The organism is Cupriavidus sp. FW305-3-2-15-C-LB2, assembly GCF_058787575.1.
Map to the genome: position 1 here is coordinate 22,984 of NZ_JBYSZW010000013.1, position 20,977 is coordinate 43,960.

Consider the following 20,977-nt stretch of genomic DNA (forward strand, 5'->3'; position numbering starts at 1 on the left):
GCCGCGGCCACTCTGGCGATGAATCAGGCGTGCAAGTAAACCGCTCCAGGCACAGGCATGACCTGGCTTCTGGCCGTGCGTCTCAATGAAAATCCCGGCTCCCCACCATCAACCGCCCCAGCATCGGGCTTAAATCCACCAGCTCCTTGGCCACCAGGTGGCGCACGTCGCCCTGGCGCTGCCAGGTGCCGACCACGCCCAGCAGCGTGGCGCCCAGCACCTCCTTGCGCTGGCGCTCGACCAGGTCGGGCCACAGGATCAGGTTGACGGAGCCGGTCTCGTCCTCGATGGTGGCGAAGATGGTGCCGCTGGCGGTGGATGGACGCTGGCGCACGGTGACGATGCCGCAGGCGCGCACGCGGCGGCCGTTGGCGCAGCGCGCGAGCTGGCTGGCGGTGGCAAAGCGCATCGCCGTCAGCTTGCGCCGCAGCAACGCCAGCGGGTGCGACTTGAGCGACAGGCCCAGGCTGGCATAGTCCGCCGTCACGTCTTCGCCGAGCCGGGGCGCGGGCAGCGCCAGCGCGGCTTCGGCGGGCGGCGCTTCGTACAGCAGGTCGCGGTGCGCGGCATGCGCGGCGGCGGCGCGCGCCTGCCAGCGGGCCTGGCGGCGGTTGCCGGCCAGCGGCGCCAGTGCGTCGGCGGCGGCCAGCACGTCGATGTCGTGCCGGTCCAGGCTGGCGCGCAGTGCCAGGTCTTCGACGCTGTCGAACGGACGCTGGGCGCGCGCGGCCTCGATGCGCAGCGCGGCCGCTTCGCGCATGCCCTTGACGCGGCCCAGGCCCAGGCGCACGCGCGGATGCTGCGGCCTGGTGCGGGCCTGCGCGTCGGCGACATCGGCCTCCACCGGCTCCAGCGTGCTGTCCCAGCGGCTGATGGTCACATCCACCGGCAGCACCTGCACGCCATTGCGGCTGGCGTCCTGCACCAGTTGCGACGGTGAATAGAACCCCATCGGCTGGCTGTTCAGCAGCGCGCACAGGAAGGCGGCCGGATGATGGCACTTGAGCCAGGCGCTGATATAGACCAGCTTGGCAAAGCTGGCCGCGTGGCTCTCGGGGAAGCCATACTCGCCAAACCCCTCGATCTGCTTGCAGATTGCCAGCGCGAAGGATTCCGGGTAGCCGTTGCCGGTCAGCGCGCGCACCAGCGCATCCTGGTGCTGGCGCAGGTCGCCGCGCCGCCGCCACGCCGCCATCGACCGGCGCAGCTGGTCGGCCTGTCCCGGTGAAAAGCCGGCCGCGTCGATGGCCAACTGCATCACCTGCTCCTGGAAGATGGGCACACCCAGCGTGCGGCCCAATACCTTTTCGATGACCGGGTTGAAGTAAGTGGGCGGCTTGCCGGTGCGGCGGAAGGCCTCGCGCCGCTTCAGGTAGGGATGCACCATGCCGCCCTGGATCGGGCCGGGCCGCACGATGGCGACCTCCACCACCAGGTCGTAGTACTGGCGCGGCTGCAGCCGCGGCAGCATCGATTGCTGCGCGCGCGATTCGATCTGGAATACGCCGATGGTCTCGGCCTTGCAGATCATGTTGTAGGTGTCCGGGTCTTCCTTGGGGATGTCTTCCATCCGCGTCGGCAATGCGGCGCGCGCCGGGTCCGGGTTGGGGATCATCTCCAGCGCGCGCCGGATCGCCGACAGCATGCCCAGCGCCAGCACATCGACCTTGAGCAGGCCCAGCGACTCCAGGTCGTCCTTGTCCCACTGGATCACGCTGCGGTCGGCCATGGCCGCGTTCTCGATCGGCACCAGCCGCGACAGCTTGTGCTGCGCGATCACGAAGCCGCCCACATGCTGCGACAGGTGGCGCGGAAAGCCGCGCAGCTGCGCGGTCAGGCTGGCCCACTGCTGCACCGCCGGCGATTCGGGATCGAGCCCGTAGCGGGCGATCTTCTCGACAAAGCCGCGGCCGCCGTCCCACCAGGCCTGGCCCTTGACCACCTGCTCCACCACGCTGGCGTCAATGCCCAGCGCGCGGCCCACGTCGCGCAATGCGCTGCGCGAGCGGTAGGTGATCAGCGACGCCGCCAGCGCTGCGCGGTGGCGGCCGTATTTCCTGTAGATGTACTGGATCACCTCTTCGCGCCGCTGGTGCTCGAAGTCCACGTCGATATCGGGCGGCTCATCGCGCTCGCGCGACAGGAAGCGGCCGAACAGCAGGTTGGCCTGCTCGGGACTGACCTCGGTCACATACAGGCAGAAGCACACCAGTGAATTGGCGGCCGAGCCGCGGCCCTGGCACAGGATGCCCTCCCCGCGCGCAAAGCGCACGATGTCGTGCACGGTCAGGAAGAAGGGTTCGTAGTGCTTTTCTTCGATCAACTGCAGTTCTTCTTCGAGCTGTTTCTCCCACTCCGGCTTCAGGCCGTTGGGGAAGCGTTCACGCTTGCCGCGCGTGACCTCCTTGCGCAGGTAGGAGATCGGCGTCTCGCCGGCCGGCACCAGTTCCTCGGGATATTCATAGCGCAGCATCCCCAGCGAGAAATCGCACGACTCTGCGATCTTCAGCGTCTGCGCCAGCGCCTCGCGCGGGTACAGGCGCGACAGCACCTGGCGCATGCGCAGGTGCTGCTCGGCATTGGGCGCCAGCGCCATGCCGCATTCGGCCAGCGGCTGGCCCAGCCGGATCGCGGCCAGCACATCGGACAGCGGCTTGCGCGAGCGCACGTGCATGGTGACCGCGCCGGCCGCCGCCAGCGGCACGCCGGTCTGTGCCGATACCGCTTCCAGGCGCGCGCGATGCAGTGCATCGGCATGGCCCTGCAACTGCTCCAGCGCGATCCAGGCGCGCTCGCCGAAGACCGCGCGGCACCACTCGGCCTGCTCTCGCAGCAGTTCAGGATCGGCGCAATAGTCGGGCAGCAGCAGCGCCACGCAGCCGGGCACGCCGCGCAGGTGCGCTTCATCAGCAGCGGGCGCGGCCAGGTCTTCGGGATGCAGCCGGTAGCTGCCCTTCTGCGCGCGCCGCCGGCCCAGCGTGATCAGCTCGCTCAGGTTGCCGAAGCCCTCGCGGTGCTGCGCGATCAGCACCAGCCGCAGCGGCGGGCGCGCCGAGCCATCGGCCGGGGTCAGGCTGAAGCGGCTGCCGATCAGCAGCGAGAAGGCATCGGCGGCGCGGGCCAGCGCCTGCAGCCGCTGGTGGCGGCTGGCGTGGGCATGGGGATCGTCAGCGCCGGCGTCAGGCTCTTCGTCATGGTCCAGCAGCGGCTCATCCACGCCCTCTTCGCCGCGTGCCGCGCTGCGCGCCACTGCATCGTGCAGGCGCTTGCGCAGCGTCTCGATGGCATCGTGCGCGCGCGCGGTGCCGGCCACCGAGCATTCATCGGTCAGCGCCAGCCCGCTGTAGCCCAGGCCGAAGGCGCGCTCGATCAGCTCGCCCGGGTGCGAGGCGCCGGTCAGGAAGGTGAAGTTGGAGATGCAGTGCAGCTCCACGTAATCCGGCAGCGCCGGCAGCAAACCCGGCAGCGAGGCAGGCAAGAACAGCGCGCTCATGCGAACAACCCGTGCAGGAACCAGCGGTACTCGCCGCCATCGTCCTGCGCCGCATGGCCCGGACGTTCGCGGAAGATCCAGCAGCGCAGGCCGTCGGCGCGCTCGGCGATAAAGTAGTCGCGCGTGGCCAGCGCGCCGTCCCACCAGCCGGCCTCGATGCGCTCAGGGCGGCTCAGCAGCGCCAGCGGGCCGCCGTGGCAGGGCCGGTGGCGCTGCACCGGCAGCGGCAGCGGTTGCGGCAGCAGCCACAGCGGGCGCTCCGGCTGCGGATCCGGCAGGCTGGCGGCCTTGTTGCCGCCGGGCTCGTCGACCGGGCACCAGCGGTTGGCGCGCTCGGGCCGGTGGTCGGCCAGCGGCCGCGGCTGCAGCACGTTGTCACGGCCCAGCCGCGCCATCAGCGTATCGAGCAGGCGGCCCAGGTCTTCCGGCGTGCCGCCGGGCTCGGGGAACAGCGCATCGCTGTGCGGCACGCATGCGGCCATCGCCTCAACGCGCAGCGCCAGGCCGGTCACCGGGGCGTGGAAATTGAGCTTGTCGAGCTTCTCGCGCAGCAGCCGCGACAGGTGCGCGGGGTCGCGGCTGGGCTGGGCCAGGCCCACCGGCACCTCGGTGCCGTCGGTGTCAACGCCGCGCCGGTAGCGCTCATGCTCCAGCACCAGCACGCAGCGCGTGACGCCGGCCTGCTGCACCGCCAGCCAGCCCGCCAGCGCCAGCAGCAGGCGCTGCGCGCCGGCCAGCACGCCCTCGGCGGATTCGATGCGGCCCGGCAGGTCCATGCGCTGCGCAAACGCGGGCGGCGCCACAAACCAGGCAAAGCGCGCCGGCGTGTCGCCATAAGCCTGGTCCAGCCGCGCCAGCAGCGCCGGGCCCAGCCGGCGCGTCAGGCCCGCACGCGGCAGGCGCCGCACCTCGCCCAGCGTGCGGCAGCCGATGCCGTCCAGCCAGGCCGGATCGGCCAGCGTGTGCAGCGCCTCCACCGGCAGGCGGTCCAGCAGCCGGTGCAGGCGTGCCATGCCCACCGCGCGGCGCCCGGGCCGCACCACGCCGCGCCGCGTGCGCCGCAGCGGCTGGCGCGCCAGCCACGCGGCGCCGTGCGCGGTCGGGCCTGAGCCCACCTGGGCAAAGGTGCCAAGCTGGCGCACGCAGGCACGCACCGCGCGGCACAGCGCGCGGTGGCCGCCAAACAGGCGCAGGCTGGCGGTGACGTCCAGCATCACCGTGGCCGACTCCGGTTCCTCGTCGACGGTCACGCCCGGCGTGAAATGCAGCAGCGCCAGCGCCACCGCCTCCATCAACGAAGCTTCCGCGGCCAGGTCGCGCTCCAGCTGCACGATGTCGGCCGACAGCGCCTGCACGCCGCCGCGGCGCATGCCGTAGCGCACGCCGAGCTGCATCGCCGGGCCGTTGGCCAGCACCACCTGCTCGCGCGCCATCACCGCCACCGGCAGCGCATGGTGCAGCGTGGCGGTGGCGGCAGGCGGGCTCACGGCGGGCGCCAGCTCAGGCCAGCTGGGCTGCAGGGCGTCCAGGGGCAGGCGCGGCAGGTGCACCGCGATCCAGTACGGCATCGGAAGAAGATGGAGAAGACGATTCAGACAAGGCAGGTGCTCCTGCCGGGACAGGCCAGGCGGCTGCGCGCGTGGCCGCTGCCATCCCGTCCAGGCGCAGCAGCAGCGGCGTGTCCCGCACCGGCCCGCGCCGCTTGTGGAAGGTGATCGACAGCACATTGCCGGGCAGCGGCGCCAGCAGCAGCCGCAGCACCGCCGGCGACGACTCGCGCAGCGCCGTGGCCGGGCGCAGCGCCCATGCCACCGCGTCGCCGGCCTGCGCCAGCACCTGCAGGCGGCGCAGCGCCTCGGGGCGGGCCGCGGGCAGCCAGACCAGCACGCCGCCAAAGGCCTGGCTGCGCAGCACCTGCTCGGCCGCCCACAGCATGTCGGCCTGCTGCGCGGCCTTGCCGGCGCCGGCCGGGGGACGCATCCAGTAGAGCTGGCGCGCCGGCAGGCCGGCCGCGGCCAGCCCCATCGCATTGGGCAGGTAAGGCGGCGCCACCAGCGCAATACGGCGCCCGGCCCCGGCCAGCGCGCCCAGCGCCGGCAGCAGCAGGCGCAGCTCGCCCGCTCCACCCTGCGCCGTCAGCAGCTCCGTCAGCCCGCCCGCCGGCCAGCCGCCGCCGGGCAGCTCGGCCGACAGCGCGTCATATCCGGTCGGGCATACCGCCGCACCGCCGGCACGGCCCAGCTGGCCGGCCCGCCACAGCCCGGGATAACGCTGCTCGAGCGCCGACAGCGCCTGCTGGCGCGAGACCGGGGGCGCCGGCGCAGGGAAAAGAAGGCCCTCCGCCGCCATGGGCGGGGCTGCGTGCGATTGCGCAGTCATGTGGAGTTGGCGTCGCTCGCCGGGGATGGCGAGGAACTAGTAGATTTACGATAACTGTATATTTATACAGTATCGGGTGCCAGCGCAAGGGGTAGCGGCAAGGGGTGGCCTGGGGGACACCGGGGAAGTGAGACGGGCGGGCGGCGGCCCGTCTTCATTTGCTCCACCCGGTTTCATTCCGGACGGCGGTCCGCAATAGAAAATAATTCGATAGCATTACTTTATTGAATAGAGGCTACTATCGAATGATACGCGCCTGGCTATCGGCGCGCCGATGTATCATACTAAGGCATGCATATATCAATGAAATAATGCTATGTCATTAGTTTCTCAGTGCCGCGACATGCGTGAAGCCAGAGGCAAGACCCTGACCGAGATCGGGCGGGTGCTGGGCATGGCAAGCCAGAACCTGTCGGCGATCCTGCTGGGGAAGAAGGACAGCCGCGCATCCACCCTCGAAGCCCTGGCGGCCGCCCTGGACGCAGAATGGGTCCTGGTGCCCAACGAGCGGGCACAGGAAGTCAGGCAAGTCCTGGAAGGCAAAGGCAGCGGGCCCGACCGCAGCGCCCGCAGCGCAGTCGACATCTTCCTGGACCAGGAATGAGCTACGAACTGCATCCGCGCTTTCTTGAGGTCCGGCTGTACGACCAGTTATGCGGCTACCTGTGCGAGGCCAGCGGCAATGTCCGGTTCGTGCCATCCGAAGCCTTCCGGGGCGACACGCGCCGCCCCACGCTGAGCCTGTCGATCAGCGTCCCGACCGAGGCCGGCCGCAAGGCCACCGCCGAGGTGCTGGACAACCCCTTCCATCCTGCCGTCTACAGCACGGGCCATGAACTGCCGCCCTACTTTGCCGGCCTGCTGCCCGAGGGCGAACTGCGCAAGCGGCTCGAGGCAACGCGGAGCAATCCCGATGACAAGGATGATTTCGGCATCCTGGCATCGGCCGGCAATGATCTCCCGGGGGCCGTCGTCATCGTGCCGGCGGACATCGGCGCGTTGCCGGAGTATGCGCGGACGTATGGCGTGACCGGCGGCGCGGACAACCTGGAAATTGCCGTGGTGGAGGGCGCCACCCAGGGCGCGGCCTCGGTGTCCGGCGTGCAGAACAAGCTGGCCCTGTCGACGGTGCTGCAGGACAAGCGCTACACTCTGCCAGCCAAGGGCAGGCTGTCCGACATCATCGCCAAGCTTCCTGCCAGGAACGATGATTCGCAGGTGTTCAACGAATCGATTTCGATGCAGCTCGCGGCTGCCGCCGGCGTCCATGTCGCGCCGACAAGAGTACTGCCCGTCTCGACCATCGAGGTCGAGGGACTGGTTGAATCGCTGGGCGAAAACCTGCACTACCTTGCGGTGGACAGGTTTGACCGCACCCCGGCCGGGCGTGTGCACGCCGAAGACGGCTGCCAGATGCTGGGCAGGATGCCAGCGAAGAAGTACGCCGGCATCGAGAGCTACATTCAGCTCGTTGCCGCCCTGTATCGCCTGAGCCCGAGCGGGGTCGAGCATGCGCGGCAGTTCTTCCTGCGCCAGGCGGTCAACACGCTGATCGGCAACAGCGATGCGCACCTGAAGAACTTCTCGGTGACCTATCACAACGGGGTCCTGCCAGAACTGTCACCGGCGTACGACATCGTCTGCGTGGCCGCGCTTCCCGGCTTTGCGACCTATGGCCAGAACGTTGCCATCGACAGGCGGCAGCGTGAAGAAACCCTGGCAACGTACGAGACCATCGCGGAGAAGGCCGGCGTCCCGCGGCGCATTGCGACCGCCGCCGTCAAGGAAGCCGTCGCGCTGGCGCATGCCAACTGGCCGCGCATGCTGGACGACCTGGACGCGCCGCAGGCGATCCGCAATGTCGTTGCCGAGCGCCTGCAGACGCTGCCGCTTGCACGGGCCGGCAGGCCGGCCAGGTGAGGCGCCCGCCAGCCACCCTCACGGCGCCTGCATCGACACCCCGTAGCCGGCAAAGATGCGCGCCAGTTCGCCATTGCTGCGCAGCGCGCTCAACGCCTGTTCCAGCGCTTCGGCCAGTTCCCGCTCGCCTGCCTTGACCGCCATGCCGACGGCCCACCCGCGCTGCGGCAGCAGCGGCGCGCTGGGTTCCGTCGCGGCAAAGCGCGCCCCGGATTGCCCCGCGGCCTTGAGCGCGCTCTCGTATTGGGCGCGCGTCACCATCGCCGCCGCGATCTCGCCGGAGAACAGCGCGCGCAATGCCGCGTCGGCTTCGGGGTAGATCCTGACCTTGTCGCGCAAGGCGCCGCCCGCGCCGGACAGCAGCGCATTGGCCCCGGCCGAACCAGCTGCGGCGCCGGTCGGCTGCCCGGCCAGGTCTTCCAGGCCGCGCACCGCCGGCACGCGCTCGCGGTCCTGCACCAGCACGAAGGTCTCGCGGTAGTACGGCGCGAAGATCAGCGCCTTGTCGTTCTCGCGCATGAAGGCGCGGTCGACCGGCACGTGCAGCATTACGTCGGCCGGTCCGTAACCAAGGTAATGGCCGCGCCAGACCATGGCACGCAAGTCGTCAGCCATGCTTTCATCGGCATCGAACGGCATCAGCGCCACCGACAGGCCCAGTTCCTTGCCCAGTGCCCTGGCCAGGGCCACGTCGATGCCCGCGGCCTGACTGCCCGCGATCGCGGAGAACGGCGGCAAGCCTTTGTAGACCGCCACCTTGAGGGTGCCGGTCTGGCGGATCCTGGCCAGGTCGGCCTGGGCCGGTTGCGCGCAGAAGAGCGCGGCGGCAGCCAGCATGGCGCCGCACAGCCAGCGCACGGCGCCGGCCGGCGCCGCCGGCATGGGGGACACGGAATGCCTGGGGCCGCGGACAGGGCTGGCGGGCATGGGATGGCTCCTGAAAGATGCGTTGACCCGGCACTGCGGGCCGGGGCTGGACAACGTGAAGGACTGCCGGCGCAACCGCCTCTTACTCGTGGCGCGACTCCAGGTAGGTCTTGATGGCCCACACCGCCTCCTGGCTCAGCACGCCGTCGAACGGCGGCATGTAGACGCGGCCGTCGCGCGTGCGGCCCTTGCGCACGGTGGTGGTGTAGAACTGCGAGATCTCGCTCATGCACGCCTGCTTCTTCTTTGCATCCGCCAGCGAGACGCAGTCGCCGTCCAGCTTGCGCAGGTCCGGCGCGATGCCCCCTGACACCGCTTCCAGGCCATGGCAGCGCGCGCAGTTCTGGTTATAGGCCGAGCTGCCGATCCGCAGAGCCTCCTTGTGCGCATCACCGCTACGGTAGGGATTGTCCGGGCGCCATTCGTCGCCCAGTTGTGGTAACGCTTTGGTATCGACGGCCTGGGGCGTGACGTCGCCATGGGCCAGCACGGAGCCGGCCGGGAGGGCGGTCAGGGACGCGCAAAGCGCGAGCAAGGCAAGCAGGCGGCGCTGCGTTTTCATGGATGTCTCCTACAGTGGACGGGTCTTGGTTGTTTGCCCTGTTTCCGCAAGAGCCATACCAGCCAGCCGGACCAGGCCCGGAGGCGCCTGAAAGCAGGCTTCGCCGCGCCGCCATCGTTGTCTGCAACGCAGCATCGCGGCACGGGTGTCCCGGATTGCCACACCCTGGCAAGTGTTTTGCTTCATGACGCAACACTGTCGACCATGCGCCCGGCGAAGGCGCCGACAGCGACCCGCGCAAAGACCGCGGGCGGACTTTCCACAGGAGACAGAGAAATGACCTTCCAGCCGGAACCGGCCCGCCCCGCGGCGGGCGCCCCGGGTGACACAGGGCAGCCCGAGCGCGACCAACTGATTGCCCAGGCCCACCAGCGTTCCGAGTCCTATGGCCTGCGTCCCTACGAATCGCCCGACTTCTGCCCGGTGCTGCAGAGCGAGCTGAAAACGCGGATCGAGCGTAGCCAGTCGCTGTTCGCCTATGCGCTGCCGGTGATGGAAACGCTCTACGACCAGATCGTGAATACGCAGAGCATGGTCATCCTGACCGACGCCGATGGCCTGATCCTGCACTCGATGGGCGATGACGACTTTCTGGCCCGGGCCAACCAGGTCGCGCTGCGCCCGGGCGCGGAGTGGTCGGAAGCGCGCCGCGGCACCAACGCCATCGGCACGGCCCTGGCCGAGAACCGGGCCACGCTGGTACACGGCGCCGACCACTTCCTGGAGGCCAACCAGTTCCTGACCTGCTCGTGCATGACCATCCTCGACCCTTACGGCAAGACCGTGGGGGCGCTGGATGTGACCGGCGACCAGCGCGGTTTCCACAAGCACACCATGGCGCTGGTGCGGATGTCGGCGCAGATGATCGAGAACCAGCTGTTCGGCAACGCCTTCCGTGACATGGTGTGCATCCGCTTCCATTCGCGCGCGGAGTTCCTGGGCACGCTGGTCGAGGGCATCGTCTCCTTCACGCCCGGCGGGCGCTTCCTGTCAGCCAACCGCAGCGGGCAGTTCCAGCTTGGCCTGTCCAATGGCGCCCTGCATGCGCACACCTTCTCCTCGCTGTTCGGGCTGTCGATGTCGCAGCTGTTCGACGCGGTGCGCGCGGCTCATGCGGGCATCGTCCAGCTGCACCTGCCGAGCGGCGTCAAGGTCAGCGCCCGGGTCGAATGGAAGTCACCCGCCGCATCGCTGCCGGGCAACACCGATGCCGGCCAAGCAGTCCAGCCTGGCACGGCCGCCGCACCGCGCAGCCTGGCCGCAGGCCCCGCCCGCTCACCCGGGCTGGACGACCTGGACACGGGCGACGCGCAGATCCGCGCGGTCATCGGCAAGCTGCGCAAGGTCATCGGCAAGGATATTCCGGTGATGGTGCTGGGCGAGACCGGCACCGGCAAGGAACTGATGGCGCGCGCCATCCACGCCGACAGCCCGCGCCATGCCGGGCCCTTCATTGCCGTGAACTGCGCCTCCATCCCGGAAACCCTGATCGAGTCCGAGCTGTTCGGCTATGAAGAAGGCGCCTTCACCGGCGCCCGCAAGAAGGGCGGCATCGGCAAGATGCTGCTGGCCAACGGCGGCACGCTGTTCCTGGACGAGATCGGGGACATGCCGCTGCATCTGCAAGGACGGCTGCTGCGCGCGCTGCAGGAACGCGCGGTGTCGCCGCTGGGCAGCAGCAAGGTCATCCATGTCGACGTCTCGGTGGTATGCGCCACCAACCGCAACCTGCGTGACCTGGTCGCCAACGGCCAGTTCCGCGAAGACCTCTACTACCGCCTCAACGGGCTGGTGGTGCGGCTGCCGGCCCTGCGCGAGCGCGGCGACCTCGACGCGGTGGCCGCCAGGCTGCTGCGCCAGGACCAGGCGGGCGTGCAACCCGGCGAGCCGCCCCGCATCCGCGAGTCGGTGATGGAGATGTTCCGCCGCTACCACTGGCCGGGCAATATCCGCCAGCTGTGCAACCTGCTGCGCACCGCGCGGCTGATGGCCGAAGGCGAAGCCGAGATCACCGAGGACCACCTGCCCGACGACTTCCTCGATGACCTGCGCGAGCGCCAGGGGCATGCGGCGGTGCCCGCGGCCCATATGTTGCCGGGCGCGCAGCCCACGCGGCTGGCCGATGTCGAGGCCATGGCCATTGTCGCCACGGTCAAGGCGCACAACGGGAACATCTCTGCGGCGGCCAAGGCGCTGGGGATCTCGCGCAATACGGTCTACCGGAAAATGGAAGAGGCCCGCGGGCTGCCCCACCAGGCCGGCTGATTCGGGCCACGCACCAGGGCAGCCCCGCGCTCAGGCCAGCGGCTCGCCCTGCATCCACAGGTCTTCCAGCTCGCGCCAGGCGCGCTGCACGTTCAGCGGGTGGCGCGACTGGAAATGGCGCCAGTGCCGGAACGGCACCGCCGCCACGGCGTCATTGGCGCGCGAGGCATCGCTGCCCGCGGCCAGCGCGGCGCCGATTCCGTGCGCCAGCGCATCCAGGTAAGCCAGCGTCGGCGCCAGCGTCTGGGCGGGCGTGCCCGCCGCGGTGCCCACCACCGTGCGCGCCGGCAGCTCCTGCAGCCGCCGCAGCGCACGGCGCCACCCCTGCAGCGAGGCGTCGTGCATCTCCGGCACGCGCTCGCGGTAAGCCAGGCCACCCGCACACAGCAGCTGCAGCTGCGGCGCGTACAGCACCGTATCCGAGGCACTGTGCGCATTCGCATAAACCTGCACCTGCCAGGCGGTAGCGCCGGTGTGCAGCCAGCCATCGGGCTGCAGCGCGGGCTCCGGCAAGACTATCGCGGCGCCGCGCATGGCACCGCTGCCGAGCAGCGTGGCCATGCGGGCCAGGCAGGCCGCGCAGCGTTGCCGCATCAGCGCAGCCGTGGCGGCGGAGGCCAGGAACACGGGCCGGGGCCGCAGCCGTGCGAACGCGGCATTGGCCAGCACGTTCTCCGGGTGGGCATGCGTGTTGACCACCCAACGCACGGGCTGCGGCGTCAGCGCCCGGATGGCGCCGAGCAGCGCACCGCCCCACGCCGCCTGCGGCCCGGGGTCCACCACCAGCACGCCCGCACCGCTCAGGTGGACCAGGGTCGGCACCACTTCGGCGGCGTTGGCGCGCGCCACTTCGGCATTGCCGGCGCGGGCCACGTACACGCCTGGCTGCAGCCGCTCCAGCGTGACCCGCGTGCCGGCAGCGGCCGCCGGGCGCCAGCCGTTCATGGCCAGCGCAAGCGTGGCGCCAAGAAAGCCGCGCCGCGTCGTGGGCATCACCGCTGCCAGCCCGCGGCGCGGATCGCGGCCACCAGGGCGTCGCGCATGGCCCCGGCCGCCAGGTGTCCGCCGTCCACCCAGGCCAGCCTTGCGCCCGGCATGGCGGCCTGCAGGCGCAGCGCGTTGGCGGGACGGCAGACCTTGTCGGCGCGGCCATGCAGCAGCGTCACCGGCAGGCCATGCGCGCCGATGACCCGCGCCGCGCTGAGCAGGGCCGGCTTGCCCAGTCCGGCCCGGTTGCGCAGGTAGTGCGCCTGGATCCGGTATTTGTTCACCGCGGCCATGCGCTCAGGCCGCCGCTGCCGGCGCGAATGCGACGCAGGGGAAAGACCCAACCACGCCTGTTCGCTCGCCTGCCACGCCGCGGCAGTGTCCCGTTTTTGAACAGGCGTACCACTTTGCAACAGCCGTGACACAGTGAGCAGCCGCGCGCGCGCATCGGGCAAGCGCTCGCCCCATGCCTTGACGCAATGCAGCATGCGGCGGCCCCCATGGCGCGGTGAAAACAGCGCGAGCACATCGTCGCGGCCGGTCAGGAAGGAGCCGCGCAGGACCAGCGCCGCCACGGCGTGCGGGCATTGCGCCGCGTACGCCAGGGCAAGTGCTGCACCCCATGATCCGCCCACCACGCCCCAGCGCTCGATGCCCAGCGCGCGGCGCAGCTGCTCCAGGTCGGCCAGCAGCGCGCCCACGGTATTGCGGCGCAGGCAGCCGGCCGGCCTGGAGCGGCCGGCGCCGCGCTGGTCCGGCATCACCACGCGGTGCCGCCGCGGGTCGAACCACTGCGCCATGGCGGCAGAGCAGCCGCTGCCCGGCCCGCCATGCAGCACCAGCCACGGCTCGCCGTCCGCGGCGCCGGCCAGCCGCACATGCACGCGCTGGGCATCGGGCGTACGCAGGTGGAAGGTGGTGGCCGCGTCGGAAAAGCCGGCAGAAATCGTTGATGCGTCGGGCATGGATGTTGCCTTGAAGGGATGCGGCAGTCGGGCGGCAGCCAGGCGCCGCTGCACAACGATATTCACTAACCATGCCACCCAAGGAGAGAGACATGCGCTGGACCACCCCCGCCTACACCGAGCTGCGGCTTGGCTTTGAAATCACGATGTACATCGCCAACCGCTGAGGGTGCCGCGGTGCCGCGGCGCCTGCGACCGGCGCTGCGCCGACAGGCAAGCCGCGGACCGCAAGCACAACCAACGCAGGCAGACGCCAGGCCTGGCGCCTGCCCCGTGAAGCATGACCCAACACCAAGCGCTCACGCCATGACAAGCATCCGGGTACTGGGGTCGGCCGCCGGCGGCGGCTTTCCGCAGTGGAACTGCAACTGCCACAACTGCGACGGCGTGCGCCGCGGCACGGTGCGCGCCACGCCGCGCACGCAATCCTCGATCGCGCTGACGGGCGACGGGCCTGATGCCATCCTGGTCAATGCCTCGCCCGATATCCTGCAGCAGCTGCGCCAGGCACCCGCGCTGCAGCCCGCGCGCGCGCCGCGCGACACCGCCATCGCCGCGGTCGTGCTGATGGATGCGCAGATCGACCACGTCACCGGCCTGCTGATGCTGCGCGAACACCGCCAGGCGCTGCCGCTCTATGCCACCGCCGCCGTGCTGGACGACCTGGGCGCCGCCTTCCCGCTGACGCGCATCCTGTCGCACTACTGCGGACTGCGGACGCATGCCCTGCCCTGCGACGGCACCGCGTTTTCAGTCCCGCCGCTGGACGGCCTGACACTGACGGCGATACCGCTGGAGAGCAAGGCCCCGCCCTACTCGCCCAACCGCCACGCGCCGCGCGCGGGCGACAACATCGGCCTGCGCATCGAAGACCGCCGCAGCGGCCGCAGCGCCTTCTATGCGCCCGGCCTGGGCCGCATCGACGACCACGTCTTTGCCGAGCTGCACAGCGCCGACATCGTGCTGGTCGACGGCACCTTCTGGCGCGACGACGAGATGCAGGCGCCTGGCTTCTCGGGCAAGAGCGCCGCCGACATGGGCCACCTGGCCCTGTCGGGACCCGGCGGCATGATCGAGGTCCTGGAGCGGCTGCCCGCCAGCCGCAAGATTCTTATCCATATCAACAATACCAACCCGGTGCTGGTGGAAGACTCGCCCGAGCGCGCAGAGCTGGCGCGGCATGGCATCGAGGTGGCGTACGACGGCATGGAAATCGCCCTATGACAACTGCCAGCCTCCCCATCCCCCCCATCGCCTGGACCGAGGCCGAGTTCGAGGCCCGCCTGCGCGCCAGGGAAAGCGGCTACCACATCCACCATCCTTTCAACCAGCGCATGGCGGCGGGCCAGTGTTCGCCCGCGCAGATCCGCGCATGGGTGGCCAACCGCTTCTACTATCAGGACAACATCCCGCTGAAGGACGCCGCCATCCTGTCCAATTGCCCCGAGCGCGACACCCGCCGCGAGTGGGTGGTGCGCATCCTTGACCACGACGGCACCGACACCCAGCCCGGCGGCATCGAGGCCTGGCTGCGCCTGGGCCAGGCGGTGGGCCTGGAGCGCGAAGCACTGCTGAGCCACCGGCACGTGCTGCCCGGGGTGCGCTTTGCCGTCGATGCCTACGTCAACTTTGCGCGCCGCGCACCGTGGCAGGAAGCCGTGTGCTCGTCGCTGACGGAGATGTTCGCGCCCGCAATCCACAAGGAACGCCTGGCCGGCTGGCCCACGCATTACCCGTGGATCGAGGCCGCCGGGCTGGACTACTTCCGCTCTCGCATTCCGCTCGCGCAGCGCGACGTGGACCATGGCCTGCGCGTGACGCTGGGCCATTTCCGCAGCGCGGCGCAACAGCAGCGCGCCCTCGACATCCTGCAGTTCAAGCTCGACGTGCTCTGGTCGATGCTCGACGCCATCCAGCAAGCCAACCCATGACAGCCAGCACGCAAGACCTCGCCAGACCGACCCTGCACCGGACCTTTCGCCTGCAATGGGAAGCCTCCCAGCAAAGCTGGGTGCTGCTGTACCCGGAAGGCATGGTCACCCTCAACGACAGCGCCGCCGCGATCCTGCAGCGCTGCGACGGCAGCCACACGCTGGACATGCTGATCGACGACCTGCAGGCCGCGTTTGGCGTGCAGGGAATCGCCCCGGAGGTACATGCCTTTGTCAAACATGCGATCGAACGCGGCTGGCTGGTCTGAGGCCGCGCCCGGCCCGCCGCTGTGGCTGCTGGCCGAGCTGACCTACCGTTGCCCGCTGCATTGCGCCTTCTGCTCCAACCCGGTGGACTATGCCCGGCATACGGCCGAGCTGAGCACCGTGCAATGGTGCGACGTGTTCAGCCAGGCGCGGGCGCTGGGCGCGGTGCAGCTCGGGCTGTCCGGCGGCGAACCACTGCTGCGCAAGGACCTTGAAGTACTGGTCAGGCATGCGCATGGCCTGGGCTTCTACACCAACCTCATCACCTCGGGCGTGGGCCTGACCGACGCCCGCCTTGCCGCCCTGCGCGACGCCGGCCTGGACCATATCCAGCTGTCGTTCCAGGACTCCACCCGCGAGCTCAACGACTTCCTGTCCAGCACCCGCACCTTCGACCTGAAGCAGCGCGTGGCGCGCATGATCAAGGCGCACGGCTATCCGATGGTGATGAACTGCGTGCTGCACCGGCATAACCTGCCGCATGTCGGCACCATCATCGAGATGGCCCTGCAGATGGGCGCCGAATACCTGGAACTGGCCAACACGCAGTACTACGGCTGGGCCTGGGAGAACCGGCTGGCGCTGCTGCCCACCCATGAGCAGCTGCGCGAGGCCGAGGCCGTGGTCCGGCAGTACCGCGCGCGCATCGGCAGGCAATGCCAGATCCTGTTCGTCGTGCCTGATTACTTCGAGGCGCGGCCCAAGAAGTGCATGAACGGCTGGGGCACCACCTTCCTTGGCGTGGCGCCGGACGGCACCGCGCTGCCCTGCCACGCGGCGCGCATGCTGCCGGGCCTGGCGCTGCCCAGTGTCGCCACGCAGGGGCTGCGCGAGATCTGGACCGAAAGCGATGCCTTCCGCCGTTTCCGCGGCACGCAGTGGATGCAGGAACCCTGCCGTTCCTGCGACCAGCGCGAGCAGGACTACGGCGGCTGCCGCTGCCAGGCGTTCCTGGTCACCGGCGACGCCACCGCCACGGACCCGGTGTGCGAGCGCTCCGGCGCGCACGACAAGGTCAGCGAGATCGTGCTGCAGGGCCGGCTGGCCGTGGCGCAGGCGCGCGAGCAAGCGATGGTATTTCGCAGCGATGGCAACTCGCTGCGGCTGAGCAGCGGCCAGCGCTAAGAAAGGAAAAACCCCGGCATGGCAGGCGCCAGCCGGGGTTCCTTGCCGGCATGCCGGCATCGTCAAGACAGTCGCCGGCCTCAGCTGGCACTCAACACCCACTCCGCCAGTTTCTTCGCATCGTCCTCAGCAAGGCTGCCATGCGGCGGCATCGGAATCCGCCCCCACGCGCCCTTGCCGCCTTCGCGGATCTTCTTTGCCAGCCGCTCCGCCGCCTGGCTGTCGCCCTTGTACTTGGCAGCCACCTCGGCAAACCCCGGGCCCACCAGCTTTGACTGCATGCCATGGCAGGAAAAGCAGCCGCTCTTGTCGGCCAGGGCCTGCATGTCGGCGGCCGTGCCGGCCAGCGCCGCGCCCGGCAGCAGCGCCGAAGCCACCGCCAGCGCCATCCATTCCTTCTTCATACCTGAGTACCGTTTCATCCTGTTGCACCCGCGCCTGGCAGTGTCATCTCCCGCCAGCTCAGCTCTTGTGCAGCTTGAACACCCACACCGAGCCGCCCTGCTCCAGGAAGTTCACGCGCTTGGCCACCTCGCCGCCCCACAGCGGCACCGCGCCGCCCCAGCCGGACACCACCGCCACGTACTGCTCGCCGTTCTCTTCCCAGGTGACCGGGGGCGCCACCACGCCGCTGCCGGTCTGGAACTGCCACAGCTCCTTGCCGGTCCTGGCGTCGGCCGCCTTCAGGTAGCCTTCCGGCGTGCCCCAGAACACCAGCCCGCCGGCGGTGGTCATCACCCCGCCCCACAGCGGCGCGCTGTTCTTGACCTCCCACATGATCTTGCCGCTCTTGGGGTTGATGGCCCGCAGCGTGCCGATATAGTCCTCGTTCAGCGGACGGATGGTGAAACCCGCGCCCAGGAAGGCAGCGCCCTTCTTGTAGCTGATGGGCTCGTTCCAGATATCCATGCCCCACTCGTTGGCGGGCACGTAGAACAGGCCGGTCTGCGGGCTGTAGGCCATCGGCTGCTGGTTCTTGCCGCCAAGGAAGCCCGGCGCGGCAAACACGGACTTGCCCTTCTTCTCGTCGCTGCCGGCGGCGGGGTCGCCGGGGCGGCCTTCGGCGATGTAGTTGGGGCGGCCGCTCTTCAGGTCGATGCCGGTGGCCCAGGTGATCTTCCTGACGAAGGGGAAGGCGTTGACCAGCTTGCCGCTGGCCGCGTCGTTGACGTAGAAGAAGCCATTGCGGTCGGCCTTGCCGCCCATGCGCTTGCCGTCCAGGTCGAAGGTCACGAACTCATTGACGCCATCGAAATCCCAGCCGTCGTTCGGGGTGTTCTGGTAGTGCCAGGCGATCTTGCCGGTGGCGGGATCCAGCGCCACCGTCGAGGCCGAGTAGAGGTTGTCGCCCTTGCGGATATGGCTGTTCCACGGCCCCGGATTGCCGGTGCCGAAGTACACCAGCCCGGTGGCCGGATCGTAGGTGCCGCCCAGCCAGGTGGCGGCGCCGCCGGTCTTCCAGGTCTCGCCCGGCCAGCTTGCGTTGGCGGTGCCGGTCACGCCGTTCTCGGTCTTGTTGCCGTCCTTGTCGTACTTGTAGCCCATATGGCCTTCGACCACCGGCCGCGACCACACCAGCTGCCCGGTCTTGGCATCGCGTGCGTCGACCCGGCCCACCACGCCGAACTCGCCGCCCGAGATGCCGGTCAGCACCATGCCCTTGACGATCATGGGCGCCGCCGTGTACGAATAGCCGGCGGCGTAGTCCTCCAGCTTCTCCTTCCACACCACCTTGCCGGTCTGCTGGTCCAGCGCCACCAGCTGCGCATCGAGCGTGCCGAAGATCACCAGGTTGTCGTAGAGTGCCGCACCGCGGTTCACCACGTCGCAGCACGGCATGATGCCTTCGGGCAGCCGGTGCTCATACTTCCAGAGCTTGCGCCCGGTCTTCAGGTCCAGCGCATAGATGCGCGAATACGAGGCCGTCACGAACATCTTGCCGTCATGGATCAGCGGCTGCGATTCCTGCCCGCGCTGCTTCTCGCCGCCAAACGAGAACGACCACGCCGGCACCAGCTGCCCGACGTTCTTCGTATTGATGCGCGACAGCGTGGAATAGCGCTGGCCTTGCGGGCCCATGCCCCACGACAACACATCGCCGGGGCTCTTTGCGTCGTTCTCGATCATGGCATCGGTCACAGCCGCCTGCGCGGCCAGACTGGCCGCGGCAGCCGCAACCGCCATCACTACTCGTAACGTCCTCATTGCCATCTCCTCTCTTGTTTTGGGTTTCCCAGGTGCGCCACTGCGCCACCCACCAGACACGCCTTTGGCAATTCCCATGCCAGTCGCATCCCCGCACCAGCACGCCGGTTGCGGCCCGGTTGCGTGATGACGGCCGTGCCAGCGCGCAACACTGCGTTGCAGTTGCTCCAGAACTGAACAGCCCGCCTCGGCTGGCCAGCGTCAGTGGCCAAGCGCGGCTTCCTCACGCGCCGGGTAGAGATGGCCGACGTTGCGCAGGTACTCCGCGGGCATCGCGGCCCAGTGCGCGTAGGGCTGCGGCACCGGCATCGCCATGACCTCGGCCAGGTCCCGCCCCTGCGCCGCGGCCTCGCGCAGGCGCGTGTCCAGCCATTGCAGGTAGCCGCGCGTCTGCGCGATGGCCTCAGCGCCGCCGCCGGCCGCAGGCACTGGCCCGTGGCTGGGGACCAGCACGCGCGCCCCGCTGTCGGCCAGCAGCGCCTGCAGCCGGCCCAGGCTGGCCAGCCAGCGGCCGATATCCGCGTGCGGCGTGGTCGGAATGCGTTGCCGGAACACCAGCCCGCCGGCAAAGACCACGCCCGCGCTGTGGTCCAGCACCACCAGGTCGTCGCCGGTATGGCCGTCCAGGCGCACCATCTCCAGCGTATGGCGCCCGATCGTGAGCCGGCCCGGCGCCAGCGCGTGCGCAGCCGGCACGGGCTCGGTGCCGCGCATCCAGTCGCCGCACAGGCGGTAGAGGTTGTCGGCATAAGCGGCGCCCTCGCGCCGCGCCCCGTCGATGGTGCCGGCCAGGGCGCTGCCGCCCACATCGGCATAGGCCTGGTTGCCGAAGAAATAGTCGGGATGCAGGTTCAGGTTCAGCACCAGCCGCACCGGGGCGGCCGTGACCGATGCAATCGCCTTGCGCTGCTGCTCGCCATACAGCCGCGACGGGCCGGTGTTGATGACCACCACCCCGTCGCCGGTGTCGATAAACGCCGTATTGATGATGTTGCAGCCGTTGCCGGCCGCGAAGTCGGCATTGGAGCCTTCCAGCAGCCACACGCCCGCGGCGATCTCGCGCGGGGCCAGGCGGTAGTCAGGAGGCTGCAGCGCGGCCTGCTGGGCGAGTGCCGGCGGCACGGGCTGGCCCGCCAGGCATAGCAGCAACCACAGTAGCAATCGTCGCTTCATGGCGATACCCGCGCCGCGATGCGGTTGCCGTTGTTGTCGTGGCCGGCCACCGTCATGCCCGGCGGCACGGCATCGCGCAGGTCGAAGGAGAAAATCGGGTTCTCGGCAACCGGCTCATGCAGCGTCAGTCGCAGCAGCGGCTGCCGGGCCGCGTCGGCCAGGACCAGGGTCTCGATATGGAACGCCGGGATGCCCGCCGCCAGGCCGGTATCCATCGGATGCATCACGCGCAGCCGCACGCGTGCCGCGGCCCCGCCGAAGCCCGGGAACACGCGCGCGTCCACGCGGTTGAGCGTGCGGCTCCAGCTGCCGTCGCGGCGCGTGGCGCCGGGCACCGTGCAGCCCCCGCCGCCGGCATCGACCAGCACGCTGCCGACATGCCAGGTGCCATCGCGCGTGCGCGCCGCCACCCGCACCGGCGATGCCTGTTCCAGCTTGAAGCGGAACGACAGCGACGGGCGCACCCGCAGCGGTTCGAACGCCAGCACCTCGCGGATCGGGTTGCGGTCCACCGCCACCACGATGCGATCCACTTCGCCCAGCGCCGAGGCATCGAAGGCGATCGGCACGCGCATGGGGTCTTCCGCAAACGCCGGCCCGGTCACCCTGACGCGGCTGTCGAACACCACCGGGCCAGACTGCAGCAGCTCCTTGTGGATCCAGGCCCATTGCGGCGACTGCAGCGGATCGCTGTGCGCGATGACGGCGCCCGCTGCCCCGGCAGCCGCTACCGCCGCACTGGCCAGGCCCAGTGCGGCCGCCATCAGCAGGAGCATGC

19 protein-coding genes are annotated in these 20,977 nt (G+C 69.8%); 8 read left to right on the top strand and 11 right to left on the bottom strand.

Features of this window, described 5'->3' with window-relative positions:
* Positions 1-82: 82 nt before the first annotated feature.
* The 3 genes from AC3WRR_RS12070 to imuA are packed head-to-tail and all read right to left on the bottom strand — an operon-like array spanning position 83 to position 5,872.
* Entirely contained in the window at positions 83-3,493 is a 3,411-nt protein-coding gene (locus tag AC3WRR_RS12070; RefSeq protein ID WP_439672635.1) for an error-prone DNA polymerase, read from the bottom strand.
* Positions 3,490-5,061 carry a Y-family DNA polymerase gene (locus AC3WRR_RS12075; protein WP_439669922.1) on the bottom strand — a complete coding sequence of 524 codons (1,572 nt, stop codon included), beginning with the start codon at positions 5,059-5,061 and terminating at the stop codon, positions 3,490-3,492. Before AC3WRR_RS12075 ends, AC3WRR_RS12070 begins: the two co-directional genes overlap by 4 nt.
* The gene (gene imuA, locus AC3WRR_RS12080; protein ID WP_011616987.1) at positions 4,994-5,872 is read right to left on the bottom strand and encodes a translesion DNA synthesis-associated protein ImuA; all 879 of its coding nucleotides are present in this window, start codon (positions 5,870-5,872) and stop codon (positions 4,994-4,996) included. The genes AC3WRR_RS12075 and imuA overlap by 68 nt, the downstream gene beginning before the upstream one ends.
* A 343-nt stretch (positions 5,873-6,215) precedes the next feature.
* Between imuA and AC3WRR_RS12085 the strand changes: the two genes are divergently transcribed.
* Together AC3WRR_RS12085 and AC3WRR_RS12090 are read left to right on the top strand one after the other, a co-directional pair.
* A complete protein-coding gene (locus AC3WRR_RS12085) occupies positions 6,216-6,476 on the top strand; it encodes a helix-turn-helix domain-containing protein (RefSeq protein WP_010809785.1) in 261 nt (86 codons plus the stop codon).
* On the top strand, positions 6,473-7,792 hold the full coding sequence (locus tag AC3WRR_RS12090; RefSeq protein WP_058697012.1) for a type II toxin-antitoxin system HipA family toxin: 1,320 nt from the start codon (positions 6,473-6,475) through the stop codon (positions 7,790-7,792). Before AC3WRR_RS12085 ends, AC3WRR_RS12090 begins: the two co-directional genes overlap by 4 nt.
* 18 nt (positions 7,793-7,810) lie before the next feature.
* Here the strand turns inward: AC3WRR_RS12090 and AC3WRR_RS12095 are convergent, their stop codons facing one another.
* Both AC3WRR_RS12095 and pedF read right to left on the bottom strand, forming a co-directional pair.
* Positions 7,811-8,719 carry a substrate-binding periplasmic protein gene (locus AC3WRR_RS12095; RefSeq protein ID WP_454750570.1) on the bottom strand — a complete coding sequence of 303 codons (909 nt, stop codon included), beginning with the start codon at positions 8,717-8,719 and terminating at the stop codon, positions 7,811-7,813.
* 82 nt (positions 8,720-8,801) lie between these two features.
* The gene (gene pedF, locus AC3WRR_RS12100; protein WP_010809782.1) at positions 8,802-9,281 is read right to left on the bottom strand and encodes a cytochrome c-550 PedF; all 480 of its coding nucleotides are present in this window, start codon (positions 9,279-9,281) and stop codon (positions 8,802-8,804) included.
* Positions 9,282-9,557: 276 nt separating this feature from the next.
* Between pedF and AC3WRR_RS12105 the strand changes: the two genes are divergently transcribed.
* Entirely contained in the window at positions 9,558-11,546 is a 1,989-nt protein-coding gene (locus tag AC3WRR_RS12105; protein ID WP_011616983.1) for a sigma-54-dependent Fis family transcriptional regulator, read from the top strand.
* A gap of 30 nt (positions 11,547-11,576) precedes the next feature.
* On the opposite strand, the gene AC3WRR_RS12110 is transcribed toward AC3WRR_RS12105, so the two are convergent.
* Together AC3WRR_RS12110 and AC3WRR_RS12115 are read right to left on the bottom strand one after the other, a co-directional pair.
* Entirely contained in the window at positions 11,577-12,539 is a 963-nt protein-coding gene (locus tag AC3WRR_RS12110) for an MBL fold metallo-hydrolase (RefSeq protein WP_492297092.1), read from the bottom strand.
* Complete coding sequence (locus AC3WRR_RS12115; protein ID WP_010809779.1) at positions 12,539-13,498, bottom strand: alpha/beta fold hydrolase; 960 nt, start codon at positions 13,496-13,498, stop codon at positions 12,539-12,541. Before AC3WRR_RS12115 ends, AC3WRR_RS12110 begins: the two co-directional genes overlap by 1 nt.
* Before the next feature lie 92 nt (positions 13,499-13,590).
* Here AC3WRR_RS12115 and pqqA point away from each other — a divergent pair, with 92 nt between their 5' ends.
* The 5 genes from pqqA to pqqE all read left to right on the top strand — a co-directional run bounded on the left by pqqA (position 13,591) and on the right by pqqE (position 16,821).
* Positions 13,591-13,665 carry a pyrroloquinoline quinone precursor peptide PqqA gene (gene pqqA / locus AC3WRR_RS12120; RefSeq protein WP_010809778.1) on the top strand — a complete coding sequence of 25 codons (75 nt, stop codon included), beginning with the start codon at positions 13,591-13,593 and terminating at the stop codon, positions 13,663-13,665.
* Positions 13,666-13,804: 139 nt separating this feature from the next.
* The gene (gene pqqB / locus AC3WRR_RS12125) at positions 13,805-14,722 is read left to right on the top strand and encodes a pyrroloquinoline quinone biosynthesis protein PqqB (RefSeq protein ID WP_010809777.1); all 918 of its coding nucleotides are present in this window, start codon (positions 13,805-13,807) and stop codon (positions 14,720-14,722) included.
* Positions 14,719-15,429 carry a pyrroloquinoline-quinone synthase PqqC gene (pqqC, locus tag AC3WRR_RS12130; protein ID WP_492297095.1) on the top strand — a complete coding sequence of 237 codons (711 nt, stop codon included), beginning with the start codon at positions 14,719-14,721 and terminating at the stop codon, positions 15,427-15,429. The genes pqqB and pqqC overlap by 4 nt, the downstream gene beginning before the upstream one ends.
* The gene (gene pqqD / locus AC3WRR_RS12135; protein ID WP_010809775.1) at positions 15,426-15,698 is read left to right on the top strand and encodes a pyrroloquinoline quinone biosynthesis peptide chaperone PqqD; all 273 of its coding nucleotides are present in this window, start codon (positions 15,426-15,428) and stop codon (positions 15,696-15,698) included. Before pqqC ends, pqqD begins: the two co-directional genes overlap by 4 nt.
* Positions 15,670-16,821, top strand: a complete 1,152-nt coding sequence (pqqE, locus tag AC3WRR_RS12140) for a pyrroloquinoline quinone biosynthesis protein PqqE (protein WP_492297162.1) — start codon at positions 15,670-15,672, stop codon at positions 16,819-16,821. Before pqqD ends, pqqE begins: the two co-directional genes overlap by 29 nt.
* 80 nt (positions 16,822-16,901) lie before the next feature.
* On the opposite strand, the gene AC3WRR_RS12145 is transcribed toward pqqE, so the two are convergent.
* The 4 genes from AC3WRR_RS12145 to AC3WRR_RS12160 all read right to left on the bottom strand — a co-directional run bounded on the left by AC3WRR_RS12145 (position 16,902) and on the right by AC3WRR_RS12160 (position 20,975).
* Positions 16,902-17,225, bottom strand: a complete 324-nt coding sequence (locus tag AC3WRR_RS12145) for a c-type cytochrome (protein ID WP_010809773.1) — start codon at positions 17,223-17,225, stop codon at positions 16,902-16,904.
* Between the two features lie 58 nt (positions 17,226-17,283).
* On the bottom strand, positions 17,284-19,026 hold the full coding sequence (locus AC3WRR_RS12150; RefSeq protein WP_492297097.1) for a PQQ-dependent methanol/ethanol family dehydrogenase: 1,743 nt from the start codon (positions 19,024-19,026) through the stop codon (positions 17,284-17,286).
* Positions 19,027-19,227: 201 nt separating this feature from the next.
* On the bottom strand, positions 19,228-20,199 hold the full coding sequence (locus tag AC3WRR_RS12155; protein WP_492292945.1) for a quinoprotein relay system zinc metallohydrolase 1: 972 nt from the start codon (positions 20,197-20,199) through the stop codon (positions 19,228-19,230).
* A complete protein-coding gene (locus AC3WRR_RS12160; protein WP_234788133.1) occupies positions 20,196-20,975 on the bottom strand; it encodes a quinoprotein dehydrogenase-associated SoxYZ-like carrier in 780 nt (259 codons plus the stop codon). The genes AC3WRR_RS12155 and AC3WRR_RS12160 overlap by 4 nt, the downstream gene beginning before the upstream one ends.
* Between the last annotated feature and the right edge of the window lie 2 nt (positions 20,976-20,977).